The following is a 19,510-nucleotide window of genomic DNA, read 5'->3' as shown; positions in this document are numbered from 1 at the left end:
TGGGCCCCGGCGTGTTGGCCGGGCACCACCGGCCGGGGGCGCATCCTGCCCGGTCGTCCCCGGGGGTGGGGGGCGCCCCGGGCCGGTCGGGGCCCCCGCCCGCCCGGCCGGGGTTCGGGTGGGCGGGTTCCCGCCTCCCGGGTCGGGGTCCGCTGAACACGGCCGTCCCCTGAACGCGGCGGCCCACCGAGCACGGCCGTCCGCTGTACGCGGCGGCCCACCGAGCACGGCCGCCCGCCGAACGCGGCGGTCCGCCGGGAACGACGGTCCGCCGAACGCGGCGGTCCGCCGAGCACGGCCGTCCGCCGTGGCACGACCGTCCACGCGGCCCGGCGGGCAGCCTCACGGCGCCCGACAGCACCGGCCGCGCACCGGGCGGCGCGCAGCGTTCCGCCCGCACCACCGGAGGGCGCCGAGCGCCCGCCGCACGACCGCTGCCACCGGCGCCAGGAGCACGACGGGCGCCGGGCGCACCGGACGCACCACCGGCACCACCCGCAGCACCGAGGGGCGGTCGCCCCGCGACGCGAGTCGCCCGGCGACCGCCCCTTCGCCGTCCCCGGACGCCCGGCAACCGCCCGCCCCCGGCACGTGCCGGGGGCAGGTGCGGGCCGGTCCGGGGGCGGCCTCCGCAGCACCTGTCCGAGTCGTCCGAGCCGCATTACCACCTGGGGGCTTTCGCCGTCTCGCGGAAGTGCATTTCCGATGATCTGTTCTACCGCGCTGCGGTGAATCCCCGGCGCCGACCTGGCCCAAGGTGACATGCTGCTCCAAGTCAGGGGGGTTGGTCCCAATGTCCGAAGTGTTCCGAGGACTGCCGCTCCAACGAGCACCAGAGGTCCGGCCGGAGGTCGAAGTGTCCGCCAACGTCAATCCCACCGTGCGTCGCCGGCGCCTCGGTTCGGAGCTGCGCAAGCTCCGCGAGGGCCTGGGCATGACGGCCGAGGAGGTCGCCGGCCGGCTGATGGTCTCCCAGTCGAAGATCAGCCGCTTGGAGAACGGCCGCCGCAGCATCAGCCAGCGCGACGTGCGCGACCTCTGCGACGTCTACAAGGTGCCCGACGACCAGTTGCGCGCCAGCCTGATGGAGATGGCCAAGGAGTCGCGCCAGCGCGGCTGGTGGCACGACTTCAACGACATGCCGACCCCGTACAGCGTCTACATCGGGTTGGAGGCCGAGGCCTCCTCGATCCGCGCGTACGAGTCCTCCTTCGTCCCCGGCCTGCTGCAGACCGAGCACTACGCCCAGGCCGTCGTCGAGGGCACCCAGCCGGACACCGACGCGGTCGCCGTGCAGCGCCGGGTGCAGGTCCGGATGAAGCGCCAGGAGCGCATCCACGGCGAGAACCAGCTGGGCAGCCTGTGGACCGTCATAGACGAGGCGGTGCTGCGCCGCGAGGTCGGCAGCAAGGCGGTGATGGCCCGGCAGCTGCGGCAGATGCTGGAACTCAGCCAGCGCCCGAACATCACCATCCAGGTGATCCCGTTCTCGCACGGCGCCCATCCCGGCATGACCGGGACATTCTCTCTGCTGGAGTTCCCCGAGTCAGCCGATTCCACGGTTGTCTACTTCGAAGGTGTGACGAGCGATCTCTACCTGGAGAAGGAGGCCGATGTGCGCCGCTATACCGGTCTGTACGACTACCTGAGAGCGGCCGCGCTCGGTGTCGCGGAGAGCCGGTCGCTGATAGCCGACATCGAGAAGGAATTCCACGAATGATCACCCCGTCCGAGTACGGAGCCGGTTGGCGCAAGAGCAGTCACAGCGGGGGCCAGGGCGCCTGCGTGGAGATCGCCGTCCCAGGCGCGGGGGAGGTGGCCGTCCGGGACTCCAAGGACCCACGGGGGCCCCAACTGCGCTTCTCGGCCGCGGCCTGGAACGCCTTCGCCTCGGCGGCGGCCGGCGGCACCTTCGGTGAGCTCCCGGGCTGACCCGCCCACCCGGCTCCGCACTCGGACCAGTTGCCCGTAGCGCTGCCCGTCGCCCGTCGGCGGCCGGCGCTACGGGCAACTCCCTTTCGGGGGCCGGTCTCCAGGGGCCCCGGTTCAGCCCGCCACCGGGTAGCGGGCGGTCCAGTTGGCGCCCTCCGGGGTCCGCCGGTCGTGCAGTTCGGGGCCGTGCACCAACTCCAGCACGAAGTCGTCGGCCAGTTCCAGGATCGCCCCGCGCCCCTCCAGCCCGGCCAGCAGGCCCGGCGGCAGCGCGGTGTCCCCGTGCAGCGCCCCGAGCAGGTTCCCGCATATCGCACCGGTGGAGTCGCTGTCCCCGGAGTGGTTGACGGCGAGCAGCAGGCCCGACCGCACGTCGTGCGCGACCAGCGCGCAGTAGACCCCGATCGCCAGCGCCTCCTCGGCCACCCAGCCCTCCCCCAGCGCCTCGACCCGGTCCGCGGACGGCTCGCCGGCCCGCACCGCGTCCAGGGCGGCCCGCAGCGCGGCGGTGGTCTCCTCGTGCGCCGGCCGCTCGGAGAGCAGGGCGAGCGCGAGGTGGACGCCCTCCTCCAGGGTGCCGCCGCGGGCGACGGCCTGGACGATCACCGCGAGCGCGCCCGCCGCGAGGTAGCCGGTGGGGTGGCCGTGGGTGAGCACCGAGCACTCCACCGCGAGCTGGAACACCAGGCCCGGCTCCCAGGTGGTGAGCAGCCCGAAGGGCGCCGCCCGCACCACCGTGCCGCAGGCCTTGGAGTGCGGGTTCTTGGGGTGCTCCAGGGTGCCGAGCCGCTCGGCGTCGGCGCCGCTGAGGCCGGACAGGCAGCCCTGGCCGGGGGCGCGCTGGGCGTACAGCCACTCCTCGCGGCCGAGCCAGCCGAGGTCGGGCCGGCGCTCGTCCGGGCCCCAGTCGCGCTGGGTGGCGGCCCAGCGCAGATAGGCCAGGTGCAGGTCGGTGGGCGGGTGCCAGCTGCCGGTGTCGCGCCGGATGTGGGCGCGGATCAGGCCGTCCACGGTCCAGAGGCTGAGCTGGGTGTCGTCGGTGACGGCTCCGGTGCGCCCGTACGCGGGGAGGTAGCCGGTGACGCCCTGCGGGCCGTGCTGGGCCCGGATCTTCTCCAGCGACTCGAACTCGACGCCGGCACCGAGCGCGTCGCCGATGGCACCGCCGAGCAGACAGCCCCGCACCCGGCTGCGGTACTCCTGCTGCTGGGCCCGTGACCACAGTGGCATCACGACGGGGCGCCTTTCCTCGGGTGCGGGGTCCGCGCGACGCTCGGCCGGGCACGCGCCCTGGCACTGTATTCGAAGAGCCGATCGAACCGGCCCCTCCCCCGGGGTTCGGTGCCCCCGTCCCGGCGGCCCCGTGCGGGGCGGCCGGGACGGCGCGGGTGTCAGTCCAGCACCGGCAGCAGCTCCGGCAGGTGCCCGTCCGAGGCCAGCGCCACGGCCCGCCGTTCGGCCGGCACCTCCCCGTAGGTGGTGGTGCGCTGGCGGTGCGGGCGGCCCGCTGCCTCGGCGATCGCCTGGAGGTCGCGCACCGACTTGTAGCTCCCGTACGCCGAGCCGGCCATCCGCGAGATGGTCTCCTCCATCAGCGTGCCGCCGAGGTCGTTGGCGCCGGAGCGGAGCATCTCGGCGGCGCCCTCGGCGCCCAGCTTGACCCAGCTGGTCTGGATGTTGGGGATGTGCGGGTGCAGCAGCAGCCGGGCCATCGCGATCACCGCGCGGTTGTCCCGGGCGGTCGGGCCGGGCCTGGCGATGCCGGCCAGGTAGACCGGGGCGTTGGTGTGGATGAACGGCAGGGTCACGAACTCGGTGAAGCCGCCGGTGCGTTGCTGGATCTCCGCGAGCAGCCGCAGGTGGCCGAGCCAGTGCGCCGGGGTGTCCACGTGCCCGTACATCATCGTGGACGAGGAGCGCAGGCCCAGCTCGTGCGCGGTGGTGACCACCTCGACCCAGGTGGCGGCCGGCAGCTTGCCCTTGGTGAGCACCCAGCGGACCTCGTCGTCCAGGATCTCGGCGGCGGTGCCCGGGATGCTGTCCAGGCCCGACTCCTTGGCCCGCTGCAGCCAGTCCCGGATCGACAGCCCGGTGCGGGTCGCGCCGTTGACCACCTCCATCGGCGAGAAGGCGTGCACGTGGATGCCGGGCACCCGCTCCTTCACCGCGCGGGCGATGTCGAAGTAGGCGGTGCCGGGCAGGTCCGGGTGGATGCCGCCCTGCATGCAGACCTCGGTGGCGCCCACCTCCCAGGCCTGCGCGGCCCGGTCGGCGACCTGCTCCAGGGAGAGGGTGTAGGCGTCCGCGTCGGTGCGGCGCTGGGCGAAGGCGCAGAAGCGGCAGCCGGTGTAGCAGACGTTGGTGAAGTTGATGTTCCGGGTGACGCAGTAGGTGACGTCCTCCCCGACCGCGTCCCGGCGCACCCCGTCGGCGATCCGGCAGAGCGCGTCCAGGGCCGGGCCGTCCGCGTGGAACAGGGCCAGCGCCTGGTCGTCGGTCAGCCGCGTCGGGTCGTCCGCGGCCACCGCCAGGGCCTCCCGCAGGTCCCCGGCGAGGCGCTCGGGCGCGCCCTTCGCGAGCACCTGCTCGCGCAGCACCTCCCAGTCCCCGTACACGTCCTCGAAGTCGGCCCGGCGGTCCCCGGTGCGGCCCTCGGTGTCGATGGTGGCGTGCAGGTCGGTGCGCCCGTACGACTCCGGCAGGTCCTCGGGTTCCTGCCAGGGCAGGCCGCGGACCTCCGCGTCCGGGTTCGCCAGGCCGGTGGCCGGGTCGGCCAGGGCGCGCACGTGCGGCAGCACCCGCGGGTCCAGCCACGGCTCGCCGCGGCGCACGTACTCGGGGTAGACGGCGAGGCGCTCGCGCAGCTCGAAGCCGGCCGCCGCGGAGCGTTCGGCCAGTCGCTCGATCTGGGGCCAGGGGCGCTCGGGGTTGACGTGGTCCGGGGTGAGCGGGGAGACCCCGCCCCAGTCGTCGATGCCGGCCGCGATCAGCCGCTCGTACTCGCCGTCCACCAGGTTCGGCGGGGCCTGGAGGCAGGCGGTGGGGCCCATCAGGTGCCGGGCGACGGCCACCGCGGCCACCAGCTCGTCCAGTTCGGCGTCCGGCATGCCGCGCATCGCGGTGTCCGGCTTGGCCCGGAAGTTCTGCAGGATCAGCTCCTGGACCCCGTGGTAGGCGCGGGAGACCTTGCGCAGCGCGAACAGCGACTCGGCGCGCTCCCGGTACGTCTCGCCGATGCCGATCAGCAGGCCGCTGGTGAACGGGACGGAGCTGCGCCCGGCGTCCTCCAGCACCCGCAGCCGGACGGCCGGCTCCTTGTCCGGGGAGCCGAAGTGCGGGCCGCCGGGCTCGCTCCACAGCCGGGTGGCGGTGGTCTCCAGCATCATGCCCATCGAGGCGGAGACCGGCTTGAGCCGCTGGAAGTCCGTCCAGCTCAGCACCCCGGGGTTGAGGTGCGGCAGCAGCCCGGTCTCCTCCAGGATGCGGATCGACATGGCGCGCACGTAGGCGACGGTGTCGTCGTAGCCGTGCGCGTCCAGCCACTCGCGGGCCTCGGGCCAGCGGTCCTCGGGCTTGTCGCCGAGCGTGATCAGGGCTTCCTTGCAGCCGAGTTCGGCGCCGCGGCGGGCCACCTCCAGCACCTCGTCCGGGGACATGAACATCCCCTGCCCCTCCCGGCGCAGCCTGCCGGGGACGGTGGCGAAGGTGCAGTAGTGGCACTTGTCGCGGCAGAGCCGGGTGAGCGGGATGAAGACGCTTTTGGAGTAGGTGATGACGCCGGGGCGTCCGGCCGCCTCGAGGCCCGCGTCCCGGACCCGGGCGGCGCTCGCACAGAGGTCCAGCAGGTCCTCGCCCCTGGCCTGGAGCAGCACTTCGGCCTCGGTCGTGTCGAGGGCGACGCCGTCGCGGGCGCGGCGCAGGGCTCGGCGCATCGCGTTCGCGGTCGGCGGGATGCTGGCGTCCGTCGCGGTTCCGTCCATGGCGCGACCCTACGCCAGCGGTGGTACCGCGGGTGGATCCAACCCTGAGGCCGTCTCAGGGTCGGCGTACCCAAGAAGGCCAGTCCGGTCTGGCCCCACAGGGCGATGACGCCGCCGGCGCGGCGTCATCTAATGGAGGGGCAAGGCCAATCACACGTGTTCGCGGAGGAGTTGAGGACGCCATGACGAACGAGAAGGCGGCGGGGGACGATCTGGACGGCGGTGCGCCGTACCGCTCCCGACGGCGCGTCCTGATGCGCGCCGCGGTGCCGGCGGCCGTGGCCGCGGTGATCGCCGCGGGGGTGGGACTGGTCCCGGCGCTGGCCGCCGACAGCGCGCCCGACCTGCCCGCGCTGACCGCGGAACAGCTGGTCGCCAAGGTGCTCGGCTCCGAGACCCAGGCACTGTCCGGGACGGTCACGATCTCCACCGACCTCGGTGTGCCCGGCCAGCTGCTCGGCGCGGCCGGCGGCCTCGCCGGGGCGGCCGGCGGGCACGGTGGGGGCTCCTCCGCGGACCCGCAGTCCAAGCTGCTCGGCCTGCTCGGCGGGGACCGGACGCTGCGGATCGCGGTGGACGGCCCGGACCGCCAGCGGGTGGACGTGCAGGAGAAGATGGCCGGCTACTCGCTGGTCCGCAACGGCGACCAGGCCTGGGCCTGGGACAGCTCGTCCAACTCCGCGGTGCACATGACCGGGCGGGCCACCGGCGAGAAGCACGCCGAGACGCCGCTGGCCGAGCTGCCGACCACCCCGCAGGAGGCCGCCAGGCAGTTCCTGTCCGAGAGCGCCGGCACCACCTCGGTGACCGTCGCCGGGACGGCCAAGGTGGCCGGGCAGAACGCCTACGAGCTGAGCGTGAAGCCCACCCAGTCCGGTTCGACCCTCGCCGAGGTCCGGATCGCGGTGGACGCCGACAACGGAGTGCCGCTGGCCGTGGCGGTGAAGTCCGTCGACGGCAGCACCGTGCTGAACGTCCGCTTCACCCAGGTGTCCTTCGCCAGGCCCGCCGACAAGACCTTCGACTTCACCGTCCCCAAGGGCGCCAAGGTGACGGAGCAGAAGGCGCAGGACGCCGCGGAGGGAGCCCCGGACGCCGCCCGGGAGCACCTGGGCGCCGGGGCGGCCGAGGGCCTCGACGTGATCGGCGAGGGCTGGACGACGGTCGTGGCCACCAAGCTCCCCGGCGCCGTGGACGGGGCGCCGAAGGACGACGCCAAGGGCGGCAAGCACGGCGGCCGCGGGCCGGCGCAGTCGCTGAACCCGCAGTCGATGGTGAAGTCGCTCGGCAAGCCGGTCGCCGGCGGCACCCTGGTGAGCACCAAGGTGCTCAACGTCCTGCTCACCGACGACGGCCGGGTCCTGGCCGGCGCGGTGACCCTGCCGGTCCTCCAGCACGCCGCCGGGGTGAACTGACGGATGCCCGAGGCTCCCGTAACGGGGGACGTTACGGAGTCGGCCGGGGGTCCGGGCGCCGCGTCGCGCCCGGCCCCCGTGCCCGTCCCATCCGCCGCTCCCGTCTCCTCTCCCGGTTCCTCCCCGGCCTCCTCCGCGGGTTCACGGACGGCCGCCGGCCCGTCCGGCCCCGGCACCGACGACGTGATCCGGACCCGCGGCCTGACCAAGCGCTTCCGCGGCGGCCAACTCGCCGTGGACGGCCTGGACCTGGCCGTGCCGCGCGGCTCCGTCTTCGGCTTCCTGGGCCCCAACGGCTCCGGCAAGACCACCACCATCCGGATGCTGATGGGCCTGATCGCCCCCACCTCGGGCGCGGCCGCCGTCCTCGGCGAGCCGATGCCGCGCTCCGTCGCCACCGTGCTGCCCCGGGTGGGCGCGCTGATCGAGGGCCCGGCCCTGTACGGCTTCCTCTCCGGGCGCGACAACCTGGCGCGCTTCGACGCCGCCGACCCGACCGCCGACCCGCGCACCCGCCGGGAGCGGGTGGAGACGGCGCTGGAGCGGGTCGGCCTGAGCGCGGCCGCGGGCAAGAAGGCCCGCGCGTACTCGCTGGGCATGAAGCAGCGACTCGGCCTGGCCTCCGCGCTGCTCCAGCCGCGCGAGCTGCTGGTGCTGGACGAACCGACCAACGGGCTGGACCCGCAGGGCATGCGGGAGATCCGCACGCTGGTGCGGGAGGTCGCGGCGGAGGGCACCACGGTGTTCCTCTCCTCGCACCTGCTGGACGAGATCGAGCAGGTCTGCACCCATGCCGCGGTGATGTCCCGGGGCCGGCTGGTGGTGCAGGGCACCGTCGCCGAGCTGGCCGCCCGGGCGCAGGGCCGGCTGGTGGTCCGCACCCCGGACGTGGCCCTGGCCGCGGAGGTGCTGGCGGCCCACGGGGTCACGGCCCTGGTGCCCGGCGAGGACCGGGTGGACGGCGAGCCGGGCGTCCTGGACGACGAGGCGCTGCCCAGGCTGTGCGCGGCGCTGGTCGGGGCCGGGGTGCGGGTGCGGGGCTTCGGACTGGAGCGCGGCACGTTGGAGGACGCCTTCGTGGCGCTGACCGGAGAGGGCTTCGATGTCGCAGGCTGAGGCGCTCGCGCCGGTGACGGGCCGGCGGCCGCGGACGGCGGCCGGGTTCCTGGCCCTGTTCCGCAGCGAGCTGCGCCTGACCTTCCGCCGGATGCGCACCAAGGTGCTGCTGGGCATCCTGGCGGTGCTGCCGGTCCTGATCGGGGTGGTGGTCAAGCTCAACACGGACAGCCCGCACGAGGGCGGCGGCGGTCCGGGCTTCATCGCCCAGACCACGCAGAACGGGCTGTTCCTGGTCTTCACCGCCCTCGCGGTCGCCCTGCCGGTCTTCCTGCCGATGACGGTGGGCGTGGTCGCCGGGGACGCGGTGGCGGGCGAGTCCGCCGCCGGGACGCTGCGCTACCTGCTGGTCGCCCCGGCGGGGCGGACCAGGCTGCTGGCCGCCAAGTTCACCGCCGGGCTGGTGTTCTGCGCGGCCGCCACGGCGGCGGTCGCGGTGACGGCCCTGGCGGCGGGCGCCGTGCTCTTCCCGCTGGGCCCGGTCACGCTGCTCTCCGGGGACACCATCGGCCTCGGCGACGCGCTGCTGCGCGCCCTGCTGGTGGCCCTGGTGGTCGCGGCCTCGCTGGCCGGGCTGGTGGCGATCGGGCTGTTCGTCTCCACCCTCACCGGCAGCGGCATCGCGGCGATGGCCGCCACCGTCGGGCTGGTGATCACCGTCCAGATCCTGGACGCCTTCCCGCAGCTGCACGCCGTCAGCCCGTTCCTGTTCTCCCACTACTGGCTGAGCTTCGCGGACCTGCTGCGGGCGCCGATGTACTGGGACGGCGTGCTGAAGGACCTCGGCCTCCAGGCCGCCTACGTCGCCGTGTTCGGCTCGGCGGCGTGGTCGCGCTTCACCAGCCGGGACATCAGCGCGTGACGGACGCCGGGGCGGCCGCCGCCGGTACGGGCTTCGGCGCCACCGCCGCGGCCCGCACCGCGCGGTCGGCCCGCACCTGGCGCAGCGCGTCCCAGGTGAGCAGCGCGAGCGCGGCCCAGACCAGGCCGAAGCCGGCCCAGCGGGCGGTCGGCATGGCCTCGTGGAAGACCGCGACGCCGATCAGGAACTGGAACACCGGCGCCAGGTACTGCAGCAGTCCGAGCACCGTCAGCGGCACCCGGACGGCGGCCGCGCCGAAGAACAGCAGCGGCACCGCGGTGATCACCCCGCTGAGCATCAGCAGCCCGGAGTGCCCCCAGCCGTACGAGCCGGCCACCGTGTGCCCGAAGGTGCCGCGACCGCTGACCTCCAGGTAGACCATGTAGCCGAGGGCGAACGGGAACATGAAGGCGCTCTCGGCCGCCAGGCTCTCCAGCCCGCTCAGCCCGACCTGCTTCTTCAGCAGGCCGTAGGTGGCGAAGGAGAACGCGAGGATCAGCGCGATCCAGGGCAGCCGCCCGTACGCGGCGGTCAGCACCACGACGGCGGCGGCGCCGATGCCCACCGCCGTCCACTGCGCCCTGCGCAGCCGCTCCTTGAGCACTAGGACGCCGAAGGCGATGGTGACCAGGGGGTTGATGAAGTAGCCGAGGCTGCTCTCGACGACGTGCCCGGCGTTGACGGCCCAGATGTAGACGCCCCAGTTGACCGAGACCACGGTGGCCGCGCCGGCCAGCATGGCGAGCCGGCGGGGCTGGCGCAGCAGCGGGCGTATCCAGCCCCAGTGCCGCTGGGCTATCAGCAGCAGGACGACCGCGAGCAGGGACCAGACCATCCGGTTGGCCAGGATGTCGTCGGCGGCACCCGGTTCCAGCAGCGGCCAGAACAGGGGGAAGAGGCCCCAGATGCCGTAGGCGGCGACGCCGTACCAGAGGCCCCGGCCGTTGTCCTGCTGCTCTGTTCCGGCCATGGCCGACCGTCCTTCCGCGCGCCTGTGTCGAGGCGACGGTAGCGGGCGGAAGGGGCGACTGTCATATCCGTTTTCCAATTTTGGTCATGACATTGCCTGGTGCCGGACGGCCCCCGGGCTCCGGGCCCCGGGAGCCGCGGCTCCCGGGGCCTCGCCGCCCCGGCGCCTCGGCGTCTCAGGCGCCCAGGGCCGCGCGGACGGACTCGGCCAGCGGGACGGTCGGGCGGCCGATCAGCCGGGCCAGGTCGCCCGGGGTGCCGGCCAGCTCGCCGCGCGCGATGCCCGCGTCCACGTCCACCAGCACCTCGGCGAAGCCCTGCGGCAGGCCCGCGCCGACCAGCGCGTCCAGGTGCTCGGCCGGGGTGACGTCGCGGTGCTCGACCGGCTTCCCGGAGGCCTTCGCCAGCTCGGCGGCCAGCTCCGGCAGGCTCCAGGCGGTGTCCCCGCTCAGCTCGTACACCTCGCCCCGGTGGCCCTCGCCGACCAGGACGGCGACGGCCGCGTCCGCGTAGTCCCGGCGCGGGGCGGTGGCGATCCGGCCCTCCCCCGCGCTGCCGAGCACCACACCGCGCGCCACCGTGCCGGCCGCGTCGCCCAGGTAGTTCTCGGTGTACCAGCCGTTGCGCAGGAACACGTGGGGCAGCCCGGAGGCCAGGATCAGCTCCTCGGTCGCCTTGTGCTCGTCGGCCAGCCGGAAGGTGGCCGCGCCGGGCGCGCTGGTGTAGGCGAGCAGCGCGACCCCGGCGGCCTTGGCGGCCTCCACCACGGCCCGGTGCTGCGGGATCCGGCGGCCGACCTCGCTGCCCGAGATCAGCAGCACCCGGTCGCCCTCGGCGAAGGCGGCGGCCAGGGTCTGCGGCTCGTCGTAGTCCACCACCCGGACGGCCACGCCGCGCGCGGCCAGATCTGCGGCCTTCTCGGCGGAGCGGACGGCGACGGCCACCTCGCTCGCGGGGACCTTGGCCAGCAGGCTCTCGACGACGAGACGGCCGAGCTGGCCGGTGGCACCGGTGACGACGTACATGGTGTGCTCCTCAGGGATCGCTTCGGGGTTTCCGACCTCGAAACTCACCCTAAGGACTGCACTAACCTTTCGAAAGTACGCACTTCAAAGTAGGGTACTGATATGAAGGTAAGCGAGGTAGGCGAGCTGAAGGCCGGCGGGCTGCCCCCCGCCGACGTCTTCGACCGGATGTGTCCGTCCCGGGGCGTGCTGGAGCACGTCACCAGCCGCTGGGGCGTCCTGGTGCTGGGCGCGCTCAACGAGCGCGGCTACCGGTTCAGCGAACTGCGCCGCAAGGTCTCCGGGGTCAGCGAGAAGATGCTTGCCCAGACCCTCCAGACGCTGGAGCGGGACGGCTTCGTGCTGCGCGAGGCGCACCCGGTGATCCCGCCCAGGGTCGACTACAGCCTCACCCCGCTGGGGCGCGAGGCGGCGGAGCTGGTCGCGGCGCTGGCCCACTGGTCGGAGCGCCGGGTGCCGGAGGTCGAGACGGCGCGCGAGGAGTACGACGGGCGGGCCGCGGCCGCCGCGCGCTGAGGGCTCCCGGTCACCACCGGGCGGCGAGGGGGTCCGGTCAGCGCTCGGCGACGAACGGTGCCGGGCGCCCGCTTCGCGGTGCGGGCTCCCGGTCAGCGCTGGGCGACGAGGGCGTCGAGCCCGTCCAGGACCCGGGCCAGGCCGAAGGCGTAGGCGTGGTCCGGGTCGTACGCGCCGCCGTGCGCCTCACCGGCCGCCGCGCCGACCCGGGCGGCGACCGGGTAGCGCTCGGAGTCGAAGACCCGGGCGAGCAGCCCCGCGTTGGCGGCCCACCACTGCTCGTCGGTCATCGCGCTGTCCTGCCGGGCGGCGCGCTCGTCGGCCGCCATCCGGGCACAGGTCTGGACGAAGCCGAGCAGGTGGGTCAGCGCGGCGTCCAGGTCGACGTCGGACAGCCCGGTGCCCTCGAAGGCGCGCAGCTCGTACTCGTACTTGGCCATCAGGCCGGGCCCGAGCGGGGGGCGGCTGGTGGAGACGGCGGCGACCCAGGGGTGGGCGCGGTGCAGCGCCCGGTTGTCGTCCGCGACCGCGGTGACCCGGGCGCGCCAGCCCTCGCCGGCCGGGGCGCTGCGCGGCATCGTGGCGTAGACGGTGTCCAGCATCAGGTCGAGCAGCTCGGCCTTGCCCGGCACGTAGGTGTAGAGCGCCATCGGGGAGAGCCCCAGCTCCTGCGCGACCCGGCGCATGGTCACGGCGTCCACGCCCTCGGCGTCGGCGAGGGCGATCGCGGTGGAGGCGATCTCGCCGGTCGAACGGGCCTGCCGGGGCCCCCGCCGACCGGGCTTCTCCTCGGCGGTGAGCCCCCAGAGCAGGGCGAGGGTGCGTGCCGGGTCTCCTGCGCTGCTGCGGTCGCTGGCCATGGGGCCATCGTTTCACGCATTGGCGAGGGGCTCGACGGAGCCGGCGGCTACCGTCTCACCATGACCAGCCCGATCGATTCGCCCCACCCGGCCGGCCCCGAACCGCTCCCGGGCACGGACACCGCGCAGACCCTCCGCACGCGGGTGACCTGCCGCCGCTGCCACCGGCCGCTGCACGATCCGGAGTCGCGGATGCTGCGGCTGGGGCCGGAGTGCCGGGACCCGGCGGAGCGGGTCGCGCGGTTCGACGTCGACCAGGAGCCGCTGCCCGGAGTGGGGTGAGGCCAGGCGCGGACGCGCCGCCCCGGCCCCGGCCCGGGGCGGGAGGCGCCCTCAGCCCCGGCCGAAGAACCGGCGCAGCCGGCCGGGACGAGGCGCCGGCTCCGGCTCCGAGGCCGGCTCCGGCGCCGAGGCCGCCGAGGTCTCCGCGGTCCGTTTGCCCTCCGGCCGCTCCGCCGCCTCCGGTTCGCTCTCCGCCCCCGCGTCGGCGGCGTCCTCCCGGGCCATCAGGTGCCGGGCGAGCTCGCGGTCCTCGCCGGAGGTCCAGGGCGCGGCGAGCACCAGCGCGGAGAGCGAGCGCAGGATCGTCACCACCCGGGTGCGGCGGGCCCGGGCGCCGTGGTGCAGCCGCTGCCGGAGCAGGTCGGCGACGTCGGCCCGGGTCTGCGGCTGGGTCCAGCCGATCGCGACCAGCGCGAAGCCGGCCGCCTCGACCACCCAGTCCTCCGGCCCGAGCAGCAGGTCGCGCAGCACGCGCCGGCGCTCGGAGTCCTCCCAGGGCTGGTCGGCGCGGTGGTGGGCGATGCCGAGGCAGGCGAAGACCTGGACGGCCCGCACCCACAGTTCGGGCTGGTGGGCGAGCAGGGCGCGGCCCAGTTCGTCCTCGCGCGGCACCGGAGGGTGGACCAGGACGCCGAGCAGGTCGTCCAGCGGCAGTCCGGCCAGCCGGACGGCGTGGTCGTAGGCGGCGGGGACGGTCGGCCAGAAGATCTCGGCGGTGGACCGGACGAGTTCGGCGCTCTGCGGTGCGGGCGGGGGGACGGCGGGCCGCGCGTCGGTGCCGTCCCAGGTCCAGATCCGGGTGGTGGACCCGGTCAGCGGCAGCCGGGGGTCGGGCTCGCCGACGGCCTGGTAGTCGACGGTGGCGCGCGGCAGCGCGAGCCGGACGGCCAGCACCGAGCTGGGCGGCTCCAGGGTGGAGGCCGTGCACTCGATCTCGGTGTCGCGGCCGGCGTCGGGGTTGGCGAGCACCTGGTGCAGCACGTTGACGGTGGCCTCGGTGGCGCCGGAGACCAGGCCGAGCCAGGGCTCCCGGTGGCTCAGCCGCTCCAGCAGCTCCTGGGCGTACTCGTGCTCGGGGTTGGCGCGGTGGTGGTCGGCCAGGCCGAGCAGGTGGGCCGGATCGCCGTCGAGGGCGTGGCGCAGCCCGTACCGGGCCGGGCCGGCCTTGGGGTGGTCGGGCTCGGCGGCGAGCACCCGGTCCAGCCAGGGCAGGCCTTCGGCGGGGCGGCCGAGGGTGCCGTAGAGCTCGGCGACGTCGACGGCGAGGTAGCTGCTGGAGTCGTCGCGGTCCGGCGCGACCCGTGCCAGCTCGGCCTCCCAGACGGCGAGCGCCCGCTCGGGGCGGCCGGCCGAGCGCAGGGCGTTGCCGAGCATCACGGCGGGCAGGTAGCCGGGGGCCAACCGGTGGGCCCGTTCGGCGAGTTCGACGGCGAGGTCGGTGTCGCCGAGCCGGCGGGTCAGGCCGGAGGCCATCGCCAGCAGCAGCACGTGGTCGCCGTGCCGGGCCACCACGGACTGCACGAAGTCGTGGAACGGCCGTACGGCGTCCGCCGGTTCGGCCGGGAGGGGGTCGGGCAGCGCGCCGGTCGCGCGGGCCACCGCCTGGGCGACGGCGTCCGGGTCGACCAGGCCGGGCAGGTCCTCGCGGGCGAGCCAGGCGGCGTGCGCCCAGGGGCGGGCCGGCTCGTACTGGATGGCGGAGGCGAGCAGGGCCACCGCGGCGTCCCAGTCCCCGGCGGCGGCTTCCACGTGGGCCCGGCAGACCGCCGTGCCGAGGTACACCTGGCCGCCCAGCGGGAACAGCTCGCGGGCGGCCGCCGGGCCGCCCGCCGCCGCGCACAACTCGGCCAGTGCCTCGTACAGTTCGGGCAGTTGCGGATCGGCGAGGACCGCGTCGCAGAGGTGGTCGGCGGCGTGCGCCAAGTCCCCGGAGTCGATCGCCAGCCGGGCGACGGCGACCTCGCCCTCGGCCGCCAGACGCTCGCCGCCCTCGTCGTCGGTGTGACCGCTCATCCGCCCCTGCTCCCCCGGTGGCCCTGCCCGCTCCGTGCCCGCTCCGCACGAGGCTATCCGGTGGGACCGACAGCTCCATGATCACCCCGCCGACGGCGACCGTCCAGCTCTTGGATCGGATACAACCCATATGGGTGGTTTAGACCTCCAGGGGTTCAGCGCGCACCGTCCAGCCACCACGATGGCCGAGGTCCTTCGCGAGCGAAGTGCCAATCCCGCCAACGGAATCGAGGACATCGATGAAGCTCTCGCGCACCCTGTCCCTGGCGGCCTCCGCCGCCGTCCTGAGCACCCTCGCCTTCGCCGGTCAGACCGCCCCGGCCTCCGCCGCCGGCTCCTTCGTCGTCAGCGAGGCCCAGTTCAACAAGATGTTCCCGGGCCGGAACTCCTTCTACAGCTACAAGGGCCTGACCGACGCCCTCGGCGCCTTCCCGAAGTTCGCCACCAGCGGCAACGACGCCACCCGCAAGCGCGAGGCCGCGGCCTTCCTGGCCAACGTCAGCCACGAGACCGGCGGCCTGAAGTACGTCGTCGAGCAGAACACCGCCAACTACCCGCACTACTGCGACACTTCGCAGCCCTACGGCTGTCCGGCCGGGCAGGCCGCGTACTACGGGCGCGGGCCGCTCCAGCTGAGCTGGAACTTCAACTACAAGGCGGCCGGCGACGCCCTGCACATCGACCTGCTGCACGACCCGTACCAGGTCGAGAAGAACCCGGCCACCTCCTGGAAGACCGCGCTCTGGTTCTGGAACACCCAGAACGGCGCCGGACGGATGACCCCGCACGACGCCATCGTCAACAACAAGGGCTTCGGCGAGACCATCCGCAGCATCAACGGCGCGCTGGAGTGCGACGGCAAGAACCCGGACCAGCGCAACAGCCGCATCAACCTCTTCAAGCAGTTCGTCGGCACCCTGGGCACCGACGTGGGCGGCGGCAACATCTCCTGCTGACGGCCCCCGGGGTGCGTCCGGGGCTCGTCCGGGCCGCCTCGGCGGGGAGCGGGAAGCCGGCCGGGCCGGCTTCCCGCTCCTGTCGGTACCGCCTGCTTCACTGGCGCCTCCGGAGAACGAAGGGGAGACCACGATGGGTGTGCTGACCGACTACTTCCGCGCGGCCGACGCGGCGACGGTCGTCCGGGCGCTGGAGCCCGGCAACGGCGGACTGCCGCCGCTCCGCACGGACGGCTCCGCCGGCGGGGCCCTCGAAGGCTCCGTCGAAGGCTCCGTCGAGGGCCCCGGCGAGGGCTCCTTCGACGGGGTGGAGTCCAAGGGCGTCGACCCCACCGTCCTGCTCGGCCAGCTGGTGGCGGCCGTCCTCGACGAGCCGTGGCGGGTCGGCCTGGTGGCGGAGACGGCGGTCTGGCCCACCACCCCGGAGCCCGGCCCGTCCGGGCCCGAGGACGAGGACGACCCGTGGGCCACCGGCCCCTGGGTCACCGAACTGGGCGACGCCACCCGGGACGCGCTCGCCGGGGTGCCCGACGAGCGAGTCCCGGAGGTCGTCGCACGGTGGGCCGAGGCCGAGGAGTGGGACGGCGCCGATCCGTCCGACCTGCTGCCGCTGGCCGAGGAGCTGATCGCCCTCGCCCGGCGTGCCCGGGCCGCCGACGAGCGGCTGTACTGCTGGACGTGCCTGTAGCGGCCCCGCTCAGCGGACGACCGGAGTGGCGCCGGTCGCGGCCAGCGAGAACTCCCAGAGGCGGGCGGCCCCGTCCGGGTCGACGGCGTACGGACGGACGCCGCCGTCGTCCATCGGGGTGTCCGGGCCGCAGACCCGGGCCACCTCGCAGTCCTCCAGGTAGAGCCCGCCGCGGCCGTCGAGCAGCGGCGAGGTGGCTGCCCACAGGCCGGTGGCGGCGCCCTGGGAAGGGGACTTGAAGCCCTCGCCGACCACTCGGCCCCGGGCGTCCACCCAGCCCCGGTCGATCTGCTCCTGCCGGGTCATCTCCCGTTGGAGCCCAGTGATGATCCTGCCGGGGTGGAGTGCGAACGCCCGGACCCCGTCTCCCCGTCCGAGCACGTCCAGGTGCACGGCGAACAGCGCGTTGGCCGTCTTCGACTGGCCGTACGCCAGCCACTTGTCGTAGCCGGTGCGGAAGTGCGGGTCGTGCCGGCGGATGTCGGTCAGGGCGTGCCCGGCGGAGCTGTTGACGACGACGCGCGCGCCGTCGGGGGCGGCGGCCAGCAACGGGTACAGCTCGCAGGCCAGGAGGAAGTGCCCGAGGTGGTTGGCGGCGAACTGCCCCTCCCAGCCGGGCCCGACGCGCCGCTCGGGGGTGGCCATGACGCCGGCGACGGCCATCAGCAGGTCGAGGCGGTCGACGGCCTCCCTGATCAGCCCGGCGGCGGCCCGGACGCTCGCCGGATCGGCGAGGTCCATCGGGACGATCCGGCTCCCGGTCCCCGCGAGCGCCGCGCGGGCGGCGTCCGGGCGGCGGGCCGGCACGACCACCCGGGCTCCGGCGGCGGTCAGCGCCCGGGTGGTCTCCAGGCCGAGTCCGGAGTAGCCGCCGGTCACGACGGCGGTGCGGCCGGAGAGGTCGAGGCCCGCCAGGACGTCCCCGGCGGTACTGGCGGCGGAGAAGGGCGAGCCGATCGGCTCTTGCTGGCACTGGAGCTGAGTGGTGGTCATGGCGATGACCGTAGGAAGTGGAGCGCGGTCTAGATCAAGCCCCGATCCCGTGTTGTTCCTGTGCTCTGACTTCCTATGCTCTGACGCCATGACGGAACTCAGCATCGGCGAGGTGGCCGAGCGCACCGGGCTCAGCGTGCACGCCCTGCGCTTCTACGAGCGGGAGGGGCTGCTGGTCGGACCGGTACGGCGCACGGCGGGCGGGCGCCGACGGTACGCCGCGCTCGACGTGCAGTGGCTGGAGATCTGCGTCAGGCTCCGCGAGTCCGGCATGCCGCTCGCCGACCTCCGCCGCTTCGCCGAACTGGTGCGGCAGGGCCCGGGCAACGAGGCCGAGCGGCTACGGCTGCTCGACGCCCACCAGCGGCGCGTGGACGAGCGGATCCGGGAGCTGGAGGAGTGCCGCTCGCTGATCGCCTGGAAGACCGCCGTCTACGCCGACCACCTGGCGCGCGGCGAGGCCGCCGGGCTCTGGGACCCGACGGCGGCACCACCGACGGGCCCGGAGGCCACCGCCCGTCAGCCGTCCCCGTCCTCCGCATGGACCGGGACGGGGAACAGCACCGGGCAGACTGCCAGACAGGCCCTGGCCCCGGACCTCCGGCGCTGATCACCGAGCGGAACGCCCGCCCTCCCGCATGGCCCGCCCCGGCGAATCCTGACGATCTCGACCGGACGGACGAGGCCCTCGGCCCGCTCCGGTCGTCCACCGAGCGCGAGGCGTGGGACCGGCGCCGAGCCGGGAGGCCGTCGGCCGGCCCGGTTGTTCCCCCACGAAATATCCGGCTGCCCGGAGGCCCAGTCCTCGTGGTCGAGTTCGACGCAGTAGTGCGCGTCGGGCCGCCACCCGAAGCGCCACCCGGGCGCCTCGCGGGTGAACTCGTGGAGCTGGGAGACCGACAGGCGGAAGGCCGTGGGACTGCCGGTGACCACCAGCGTCTGGGCGGCCCCGGAGAACCGGAGCCGGTCCCGTCGGCCTCCGGGCGTAGGTCGCGGGCCCCATGCGCGCCCGGAGCCCGGTGGCTACGATCGCGGCTCATGACCACGGCAGGAATTCAGCGCCGGACGGCGGAACGTGTGCGCGACACCCTGGACCGGCTCGTCACCGAGCGGGACATCTGGCTGTCGACCTCCCACCCCGACCACGGGCCGCACCAGGTACCCCTGTGGTTCCTGTGGGACGGGCGGGCCGTGTGGATGTGCACCGGCGGCACGTCGGCGACCGCGCGCAACGTTCGCGAGGAGCCACGCGTACGACTGGCCCTGCCGGACACCTTCGACGTGGTGCTCCTCCAGGGTGAGGCGGAGGGGTTCCCGGCCCGGGACGTGCCCGCGGAGGCGGCCGAGGCGTTCGCCGACAAGTTCGGCTGGGACCCGCGTACGGAGGAGGGCCCGTACCTGTACGTGCGCGTGGTGCCGAAGACGGTACGTGCCTGGCGGGGCGAGCGGGAACTGTCCGGACGGGTCGTCATGCGCGACGGGACCTGGCTGGAGCACGAGCCGCGTGCCGACGCGCCTCTCGGACACTGAGTCCGGGCCACACCAGGCCGGACTGTCCGTCGTGCCGAAGCCCGGGTGGCCCGAGCTCGCGCCGAGGAACCCCGATGCCGCGCTTCGGCCCATGACGTCCCAGCGCTCCAGGAGCCGGACCCGGGTCCACTGCGCCGGTGCACGGGTGCGGACGATCGCCATGGCGCGCTCCCTTGCGGGCCGGGTCGAGGGCTCCTGACGCTATCGGCCCTCGAAGATCGCACTCAATCACCCGACCCGGCGCATCCACACCGGCCGGCCCGGTCCGGCCCGAAAACGCGAAGAACCCCCATCCGGGACCCGGATGGGGGTTCTTCAGAAGAATTGTTCGGCGGCGTCCTACTCTCCCACAGGGTCCCCCCTGCAGTACCAT

General features: G+C 74.4%; 17 protein-coding genes and 1 pseudogene. 11 read left to right on the top strand and 7 right to left on the bottom strand.

Translation table 11 applies throughout. The features are described from left to right. The first annotated feature begins 856 nt into the window (after nt 1-856). Nucleotides 857-1,720 carry a helix-turn-helix transcriptional regulator gene (locus tag AB0E96_RS23555; protein WP_359826969.1) on the top strand — a complete coding sequence of 288 codons (864 nt, stop codon included), beginning with the start codon at nt 857-859 and terminating at the stop codon, nt 1,718-1,720. After that, the gene (locus AB0E96_RS23550) at nt 1,717-1,932 is read left to right on the top strand and encodes a DUF397 domain-containing protein (RefSeq protein ID WP_359826967.1); all 216 of its coding nucleotides are present in this window, start codon (nt 1,717-1,719) and stop codon (nt 1,930-1,932) included. The genes AB0E96_RS23555 and AB0E96_RS23550 overlap by 4 nt, the downstream gene beginning before the upstream one ends. Before the next feature lie 114 nt (nt 1,933-2,046). Here the strand turns inward: AB0E96_RS23550 and AB0E96_RS23545 are convergent, their stop codons facing one another. Then, a complete protein-coding gene (locus tag AB0E96_RS23545) occupies nt 2,047-3,162 on the bottom strand; it encodes an ADP-ribosylglycohydrolase family protein (RefSeq protein WP_359826965.1) in 1,116 nt (371 codons plus the stop codon). A gap of 161 nt (nt 3,163-3,323) precedes the next feature. Further along, on the bottom strand, nt 3,324-5,912 hold the full coding sequence (locus tag AB0E96_RS23540; RefSeq protein WP_359826963.1) for a bifunctional FO biosynthesis protein CofGH: 2,589 nt from the start codon (nt 5,910-5,912) through the stop codon (nt 3,324-3,326). A 182-nt stretch (nt 5,913-6,094) separates the two neighbouring features. Between AB0E96_RS23540 and AB0E96_RS23535 the strand changes: the two genes are divergently transcribed. The 3 genes from AB0E96_RS23535 (at nt 6,095) to AB0E96_RS23525 (ending at nt 9,305) form a co-directional block, all read left to right on the top strand. Next, nucleotides 6,095-7,327: a DUF2092 domain-containing protein gene (locus AB0E96_RS23535; RefSeq protein ID WP_359826961.1), complete on the top strand. Its 1,233-nt coding sequence runs from the start codon at nt 6,095-6,097 to the stop codon at nt 7,325-7,327. Nucleotides 7,328-7,510: 183 nt separating this feature from the next. Then, complete coding sequence (locus AB0E96_RS23530) at nt 7,511-8,443, top strand: ABC transporter ATP-binding protein (protein WP_359826958.1); 933 nt, start codon at nt 7,511-7,513, stop codon at nt 8,441-8,443. Beyond that, nucleotides 8,430-9,305 carry an ABC transporter permease gene (locus AB0E96_RS23525; protein WP_359826956.1) on the top strand — a complete coding sequence of 292 codons (876 nt, stop codon included), beginning with the start codon at nt 8,430-8,432 and terminating at the stop codon, nt 9,303-9,305. Before AB0E96_RS23530 ends, AB0E96_RS23525 begins: the two co-directional genes overlap by 14 nt. On the opposite strand, the gene rarD is transcribed toward AB0E96_RS23525, so the two are convergent. Beyond that, nucleotides 9,295-10,275, bottom strand: a complete 981-nt coding sequence (gene rarD, locus AB0E96_RS23520; RefSeq protein WP_359826954.1) for an EamA family transporter RarD — start codon at nt 10,273-10,275, stop codon at nt 9,295-9,297. The two genes, AB0E96_RS23525 and rarD, sit on opposite strands and share 11 nt — an antisense overlap. Nucleotides 10,276-10,450: 175 nt before the next feature. Continuing rightward, complete coding sequence (locus AB0E96_RS23515; RefSeq protein WP_359826951.1) at nt 10,451-11,299, bottom strand: SDR family oxidoreductase; 849 nt, start codon at nt 11,297-11,299, stop codon at nt 10,451-10,453. 168 nt (nt 11,300-11,467) lie between these two features. On the opposite strand from AB0E96_RS23515, the gene AB0E96_RS23510 reads away from it, so the two are divergent. Beyond that, nucleotides 11,468-11,815 carry a helix-turn-helix domain-containing protein gene (locus tag AB0E96_RS23510; RefSeq protein WP_359826972.1) on the top strand — a complete coding sequence of 116 codons (348 nt, stop codon included), beginning with the start codon at nt 11,468-11,470 and terminating at the stop codon, nt 11,813-11,815. A gap of 92 nt (nt 11,816-11,907) precedes the next feature. On the opposite strand, the gene AB0E96_RS23505 is transcribed toward AB0E96_RS23510, so the two are convergent. Beyond that, on the bottom strand, nt 11,908-12,675 hold the full coding sequence (locus AB0E96_RS23505; RefSeq protein ID WP_359826949.1) for a TetR/AcrR family transcriptional regulator: 768 nt from the start codon (nt 12,673-12,675) through the stop codon (nt 11,908-11,910). A gap of 60 nt (nt 12,676-12,735) precedes the next feature. Between AB0E96_RS23505 and AB0E96_RS23500 the strand changes: the two genes are divergently transcribed. Beyond that, nucleotides 12,736-12,957 (top strand): DUF6011 domain-containing protein, encoded by a 222-nt coding sequence (locus AB0E96_RS23500; protein WP_359826946.1) that lies wholly within the window; start codon nt 12,736-12,738, stop codon nt 12,955-12,957. Between the two features lie 51 nt (nt 12,958-13,008). On the opposite strand, the gene AB0E96_RS23495 is transcribed toward AB0E96_RS23500, so the two are convergent. Beyond that, on the bottom strand, nt 13,009-14,970 hold the full coding sequence (locus AB0E96_RS23495) for a hypothetical protein (RefSeq protein WP_359826943.1): 1,962 nt from the start codon (nt 14,968-14,970) through the stop codon (nt 13,009-13,011). A gap of 239 nt (nt 14,971-15,209) precedes the next feature. On the opposite strand from AB0E96_RS23495, the gene AB0E96_RS23490 reads away from it, so the two are divergent. Both AB0E96_RS23490 and AB0E96_RS23485 read left to right on the top strand, forming a co-directional pair. Then, nucleotides 15,210-15,926, top strand: coding sequence for a chitinase (locus AB0E96_RS23490; RefSeq protein ID WP_359826941.1), 717 nt, complete (start codon nt 15,210-15,212; stop codon nt 15,924-15,926). Between the two features lie 133 nt (nt 15,927-16,059). Beyond that, nucleotides 16,060-16,614, top strand: a complete 555-nt coding sequence (locus tag AB0E96_RS23485; RefSeq protein ID WP_359826938.1) for a hypothetical protein — start codon at nt 16,060-16,062, stop codon at nt 16,612-16,614. 9 nt (nt 16,615-16,623) lie between these two features. On the opposite strand, the gene AB0E96_RS23480 is transcribed toward AB0E96_RS23485, so the two are convergent. After that, on the bottom strand, nt 16,624-17,607 hold the full coding sequence (locus AB0E96_RS23480) for an oxidoreductase (RefSeq protein WP_359826935.1): 984 nt from the start codon (nt 17,605-17,607) through the stop codon (nt 16,624-16,626). A gap of 88 nt (nt 17,608-17,695) precedes the next feature. Between AB0E96_RS23480 and AB0E96_RS23475 the strand changes: the two are divergent. Together AB0E96_RS23475 and AB0E96_RS23470 are read left to right on the top strand one after the other, a co-directional pair. Next, nucleotides 17,696-18,091 (top strand): annotated as a pseudogene (locus tag AB0E96_RS23475) (MerR family transcriptional regulator); the annotation flags it as partial. A gap of 554 nt (nt 18,092-18,645) precedes the next feature. Beyond that, complete coding sequence (locus tag AB0E96_RS23470; RefSeq protein WP_359826932.1) at nt 18,646-19,137, top strand: pyridoxamine 5'-phosphate oxidase family protein; 492 nt, start codon at nt 18,646-18,648, stop codon at nt 19,135-19,137. The last annotated feature ends 373 nt before the right edge of the window (nt 19,138-19,510 follow it).

It is taken from the genome of Kitasatospora sp. NPDC036755, assembly GCF_040636595.1.
Classification (GTDB): Bacteria; Actinomycetota; Actinomycetes; order Streptomycetales; family Streptomycetaceae; genus Kitasatospora.
The sequence above is the reverse complement of the archived record's forward strand: the minus strand, read 5'-3'. Positions and strand labels throughout refer to the sequence as shown.

What these genes read in the sequence shown, in the direction of transcription:
- AB0E96_RS23550 (WP_359826967.1), top strand. Translation starts at nt 1,717, where the DNA reads ATGATCACCCCGTCCGAGTACGGAGCCGGTTGGCGCAAGAGCAGTCAC.
- AB0E96_RS23545 (WP_359826965.1), bottom strand. Translation starts at nt 3,162, where the DNA reads ATGCCACTGTGGTCACGGGCCCAGCAGCAGGAGTACCGCAGCCGGGTG.
- AB0E96_RS23540 (WP_359826963.1), bottom strand. Translation starts at nt 5,912, where the DNA reads ATGGACGGAACCGCGACGGACGCCAGCATCCCGCCGACCGCGAACGCG.
- AB0E96_RS23535 (WP_359826961.1), top strand. Translation starts at nt 6,095, where the DNA reads ATGACGAACGAGAAGGCGGCGGGGGACGATCTGGACGGCGGTGCGCCG.
- AB0E96_RS23525 (WP_359826956.1), top strand. Translation starts at nt 8,430, where the DNA reads ATGTCGCAGGCTGAGGCGCTCGCGCCGGTGACGGGCCGGCGGCCGCGG.
- rarD (WP_359826954.1), bottom strand. Translation starts at nt 10,275, where the DNA reads ATGGCCGGAACAGAGCAGCAGGACAACGGCCGGGGCCTCTGGTACGGC.
- AB0E96_RS23515 (WP_359826951.1), bottom strand. Translation starts at nt 11,299, where the DNA reads ATGTACGTCGTCACCGGTGCCACCGGCCAGCTCGGCCGTCTCGTCGTC.
- AB0E96_RS23510 (WP_359826972.1), top strand. Translation starts at nt 11,468, where the DNA reads ATGTGTCCGTCCCGGGGCGTGCTGGAGCACGTCACCAGCCGCTGGGGC.
- AB0E96_RS23505 (WP_359826949.1), bottom strand. Translation starts at nt 12,675, where the DNA reads ATGGCCAGCGACCGCAGCAGCGCAGGAGACCCGGCACGCACCCTCGCC.
- AB0E96_RS23500 (WP_359826946.1), top strand. Translation starts at nt 12,736, where the DNA reads ATGACCAGCCCGATCGATTCGCCCCACCCGGCCGGCCCCGAACCGCTC.
- AB0E96_RS23495 (WP_359826943.1), bottom strand. Translation starts at nt 14,970, where the DNA reads ATGAGCGGTCACACCGACGACGAGGGCGGCGAGCGTCTGGCGGCCGAG.
- AB0E96_RS23490 (WP_359826941.1), top strand. Translation starts at nt 15,210, where the DNA reads ATGAAGCTCTCGCGCACCCTGTCCCTGGCGGCCTCCGCCGCCGTCCTG.
- AB0E96_RS23485 (WP_359826938.1), top strand. Translation starts at nt 16,060, where the DNA reads ATGGGTGTGCTGACCGACTACTTCCGCGCGGCCGACGCGGCGACGGTC.
- AB0E96_RS23480 (WP_359826935.1), bottom strand. Translation starts at nt 17,607, where the DNA reads ATGACCACCACTCAGCTCCAGTGCCAGCAAGAGCCGATCGGCTCGCCC.
- AB0E96_RS23470 (WP_359826932.1), top strand. Translation starts at nt 18,646, where the DNA reads ATGACCACGGCAGGAATTCAGCGCCGGACGGCGGAACGTGTGCGCGAC.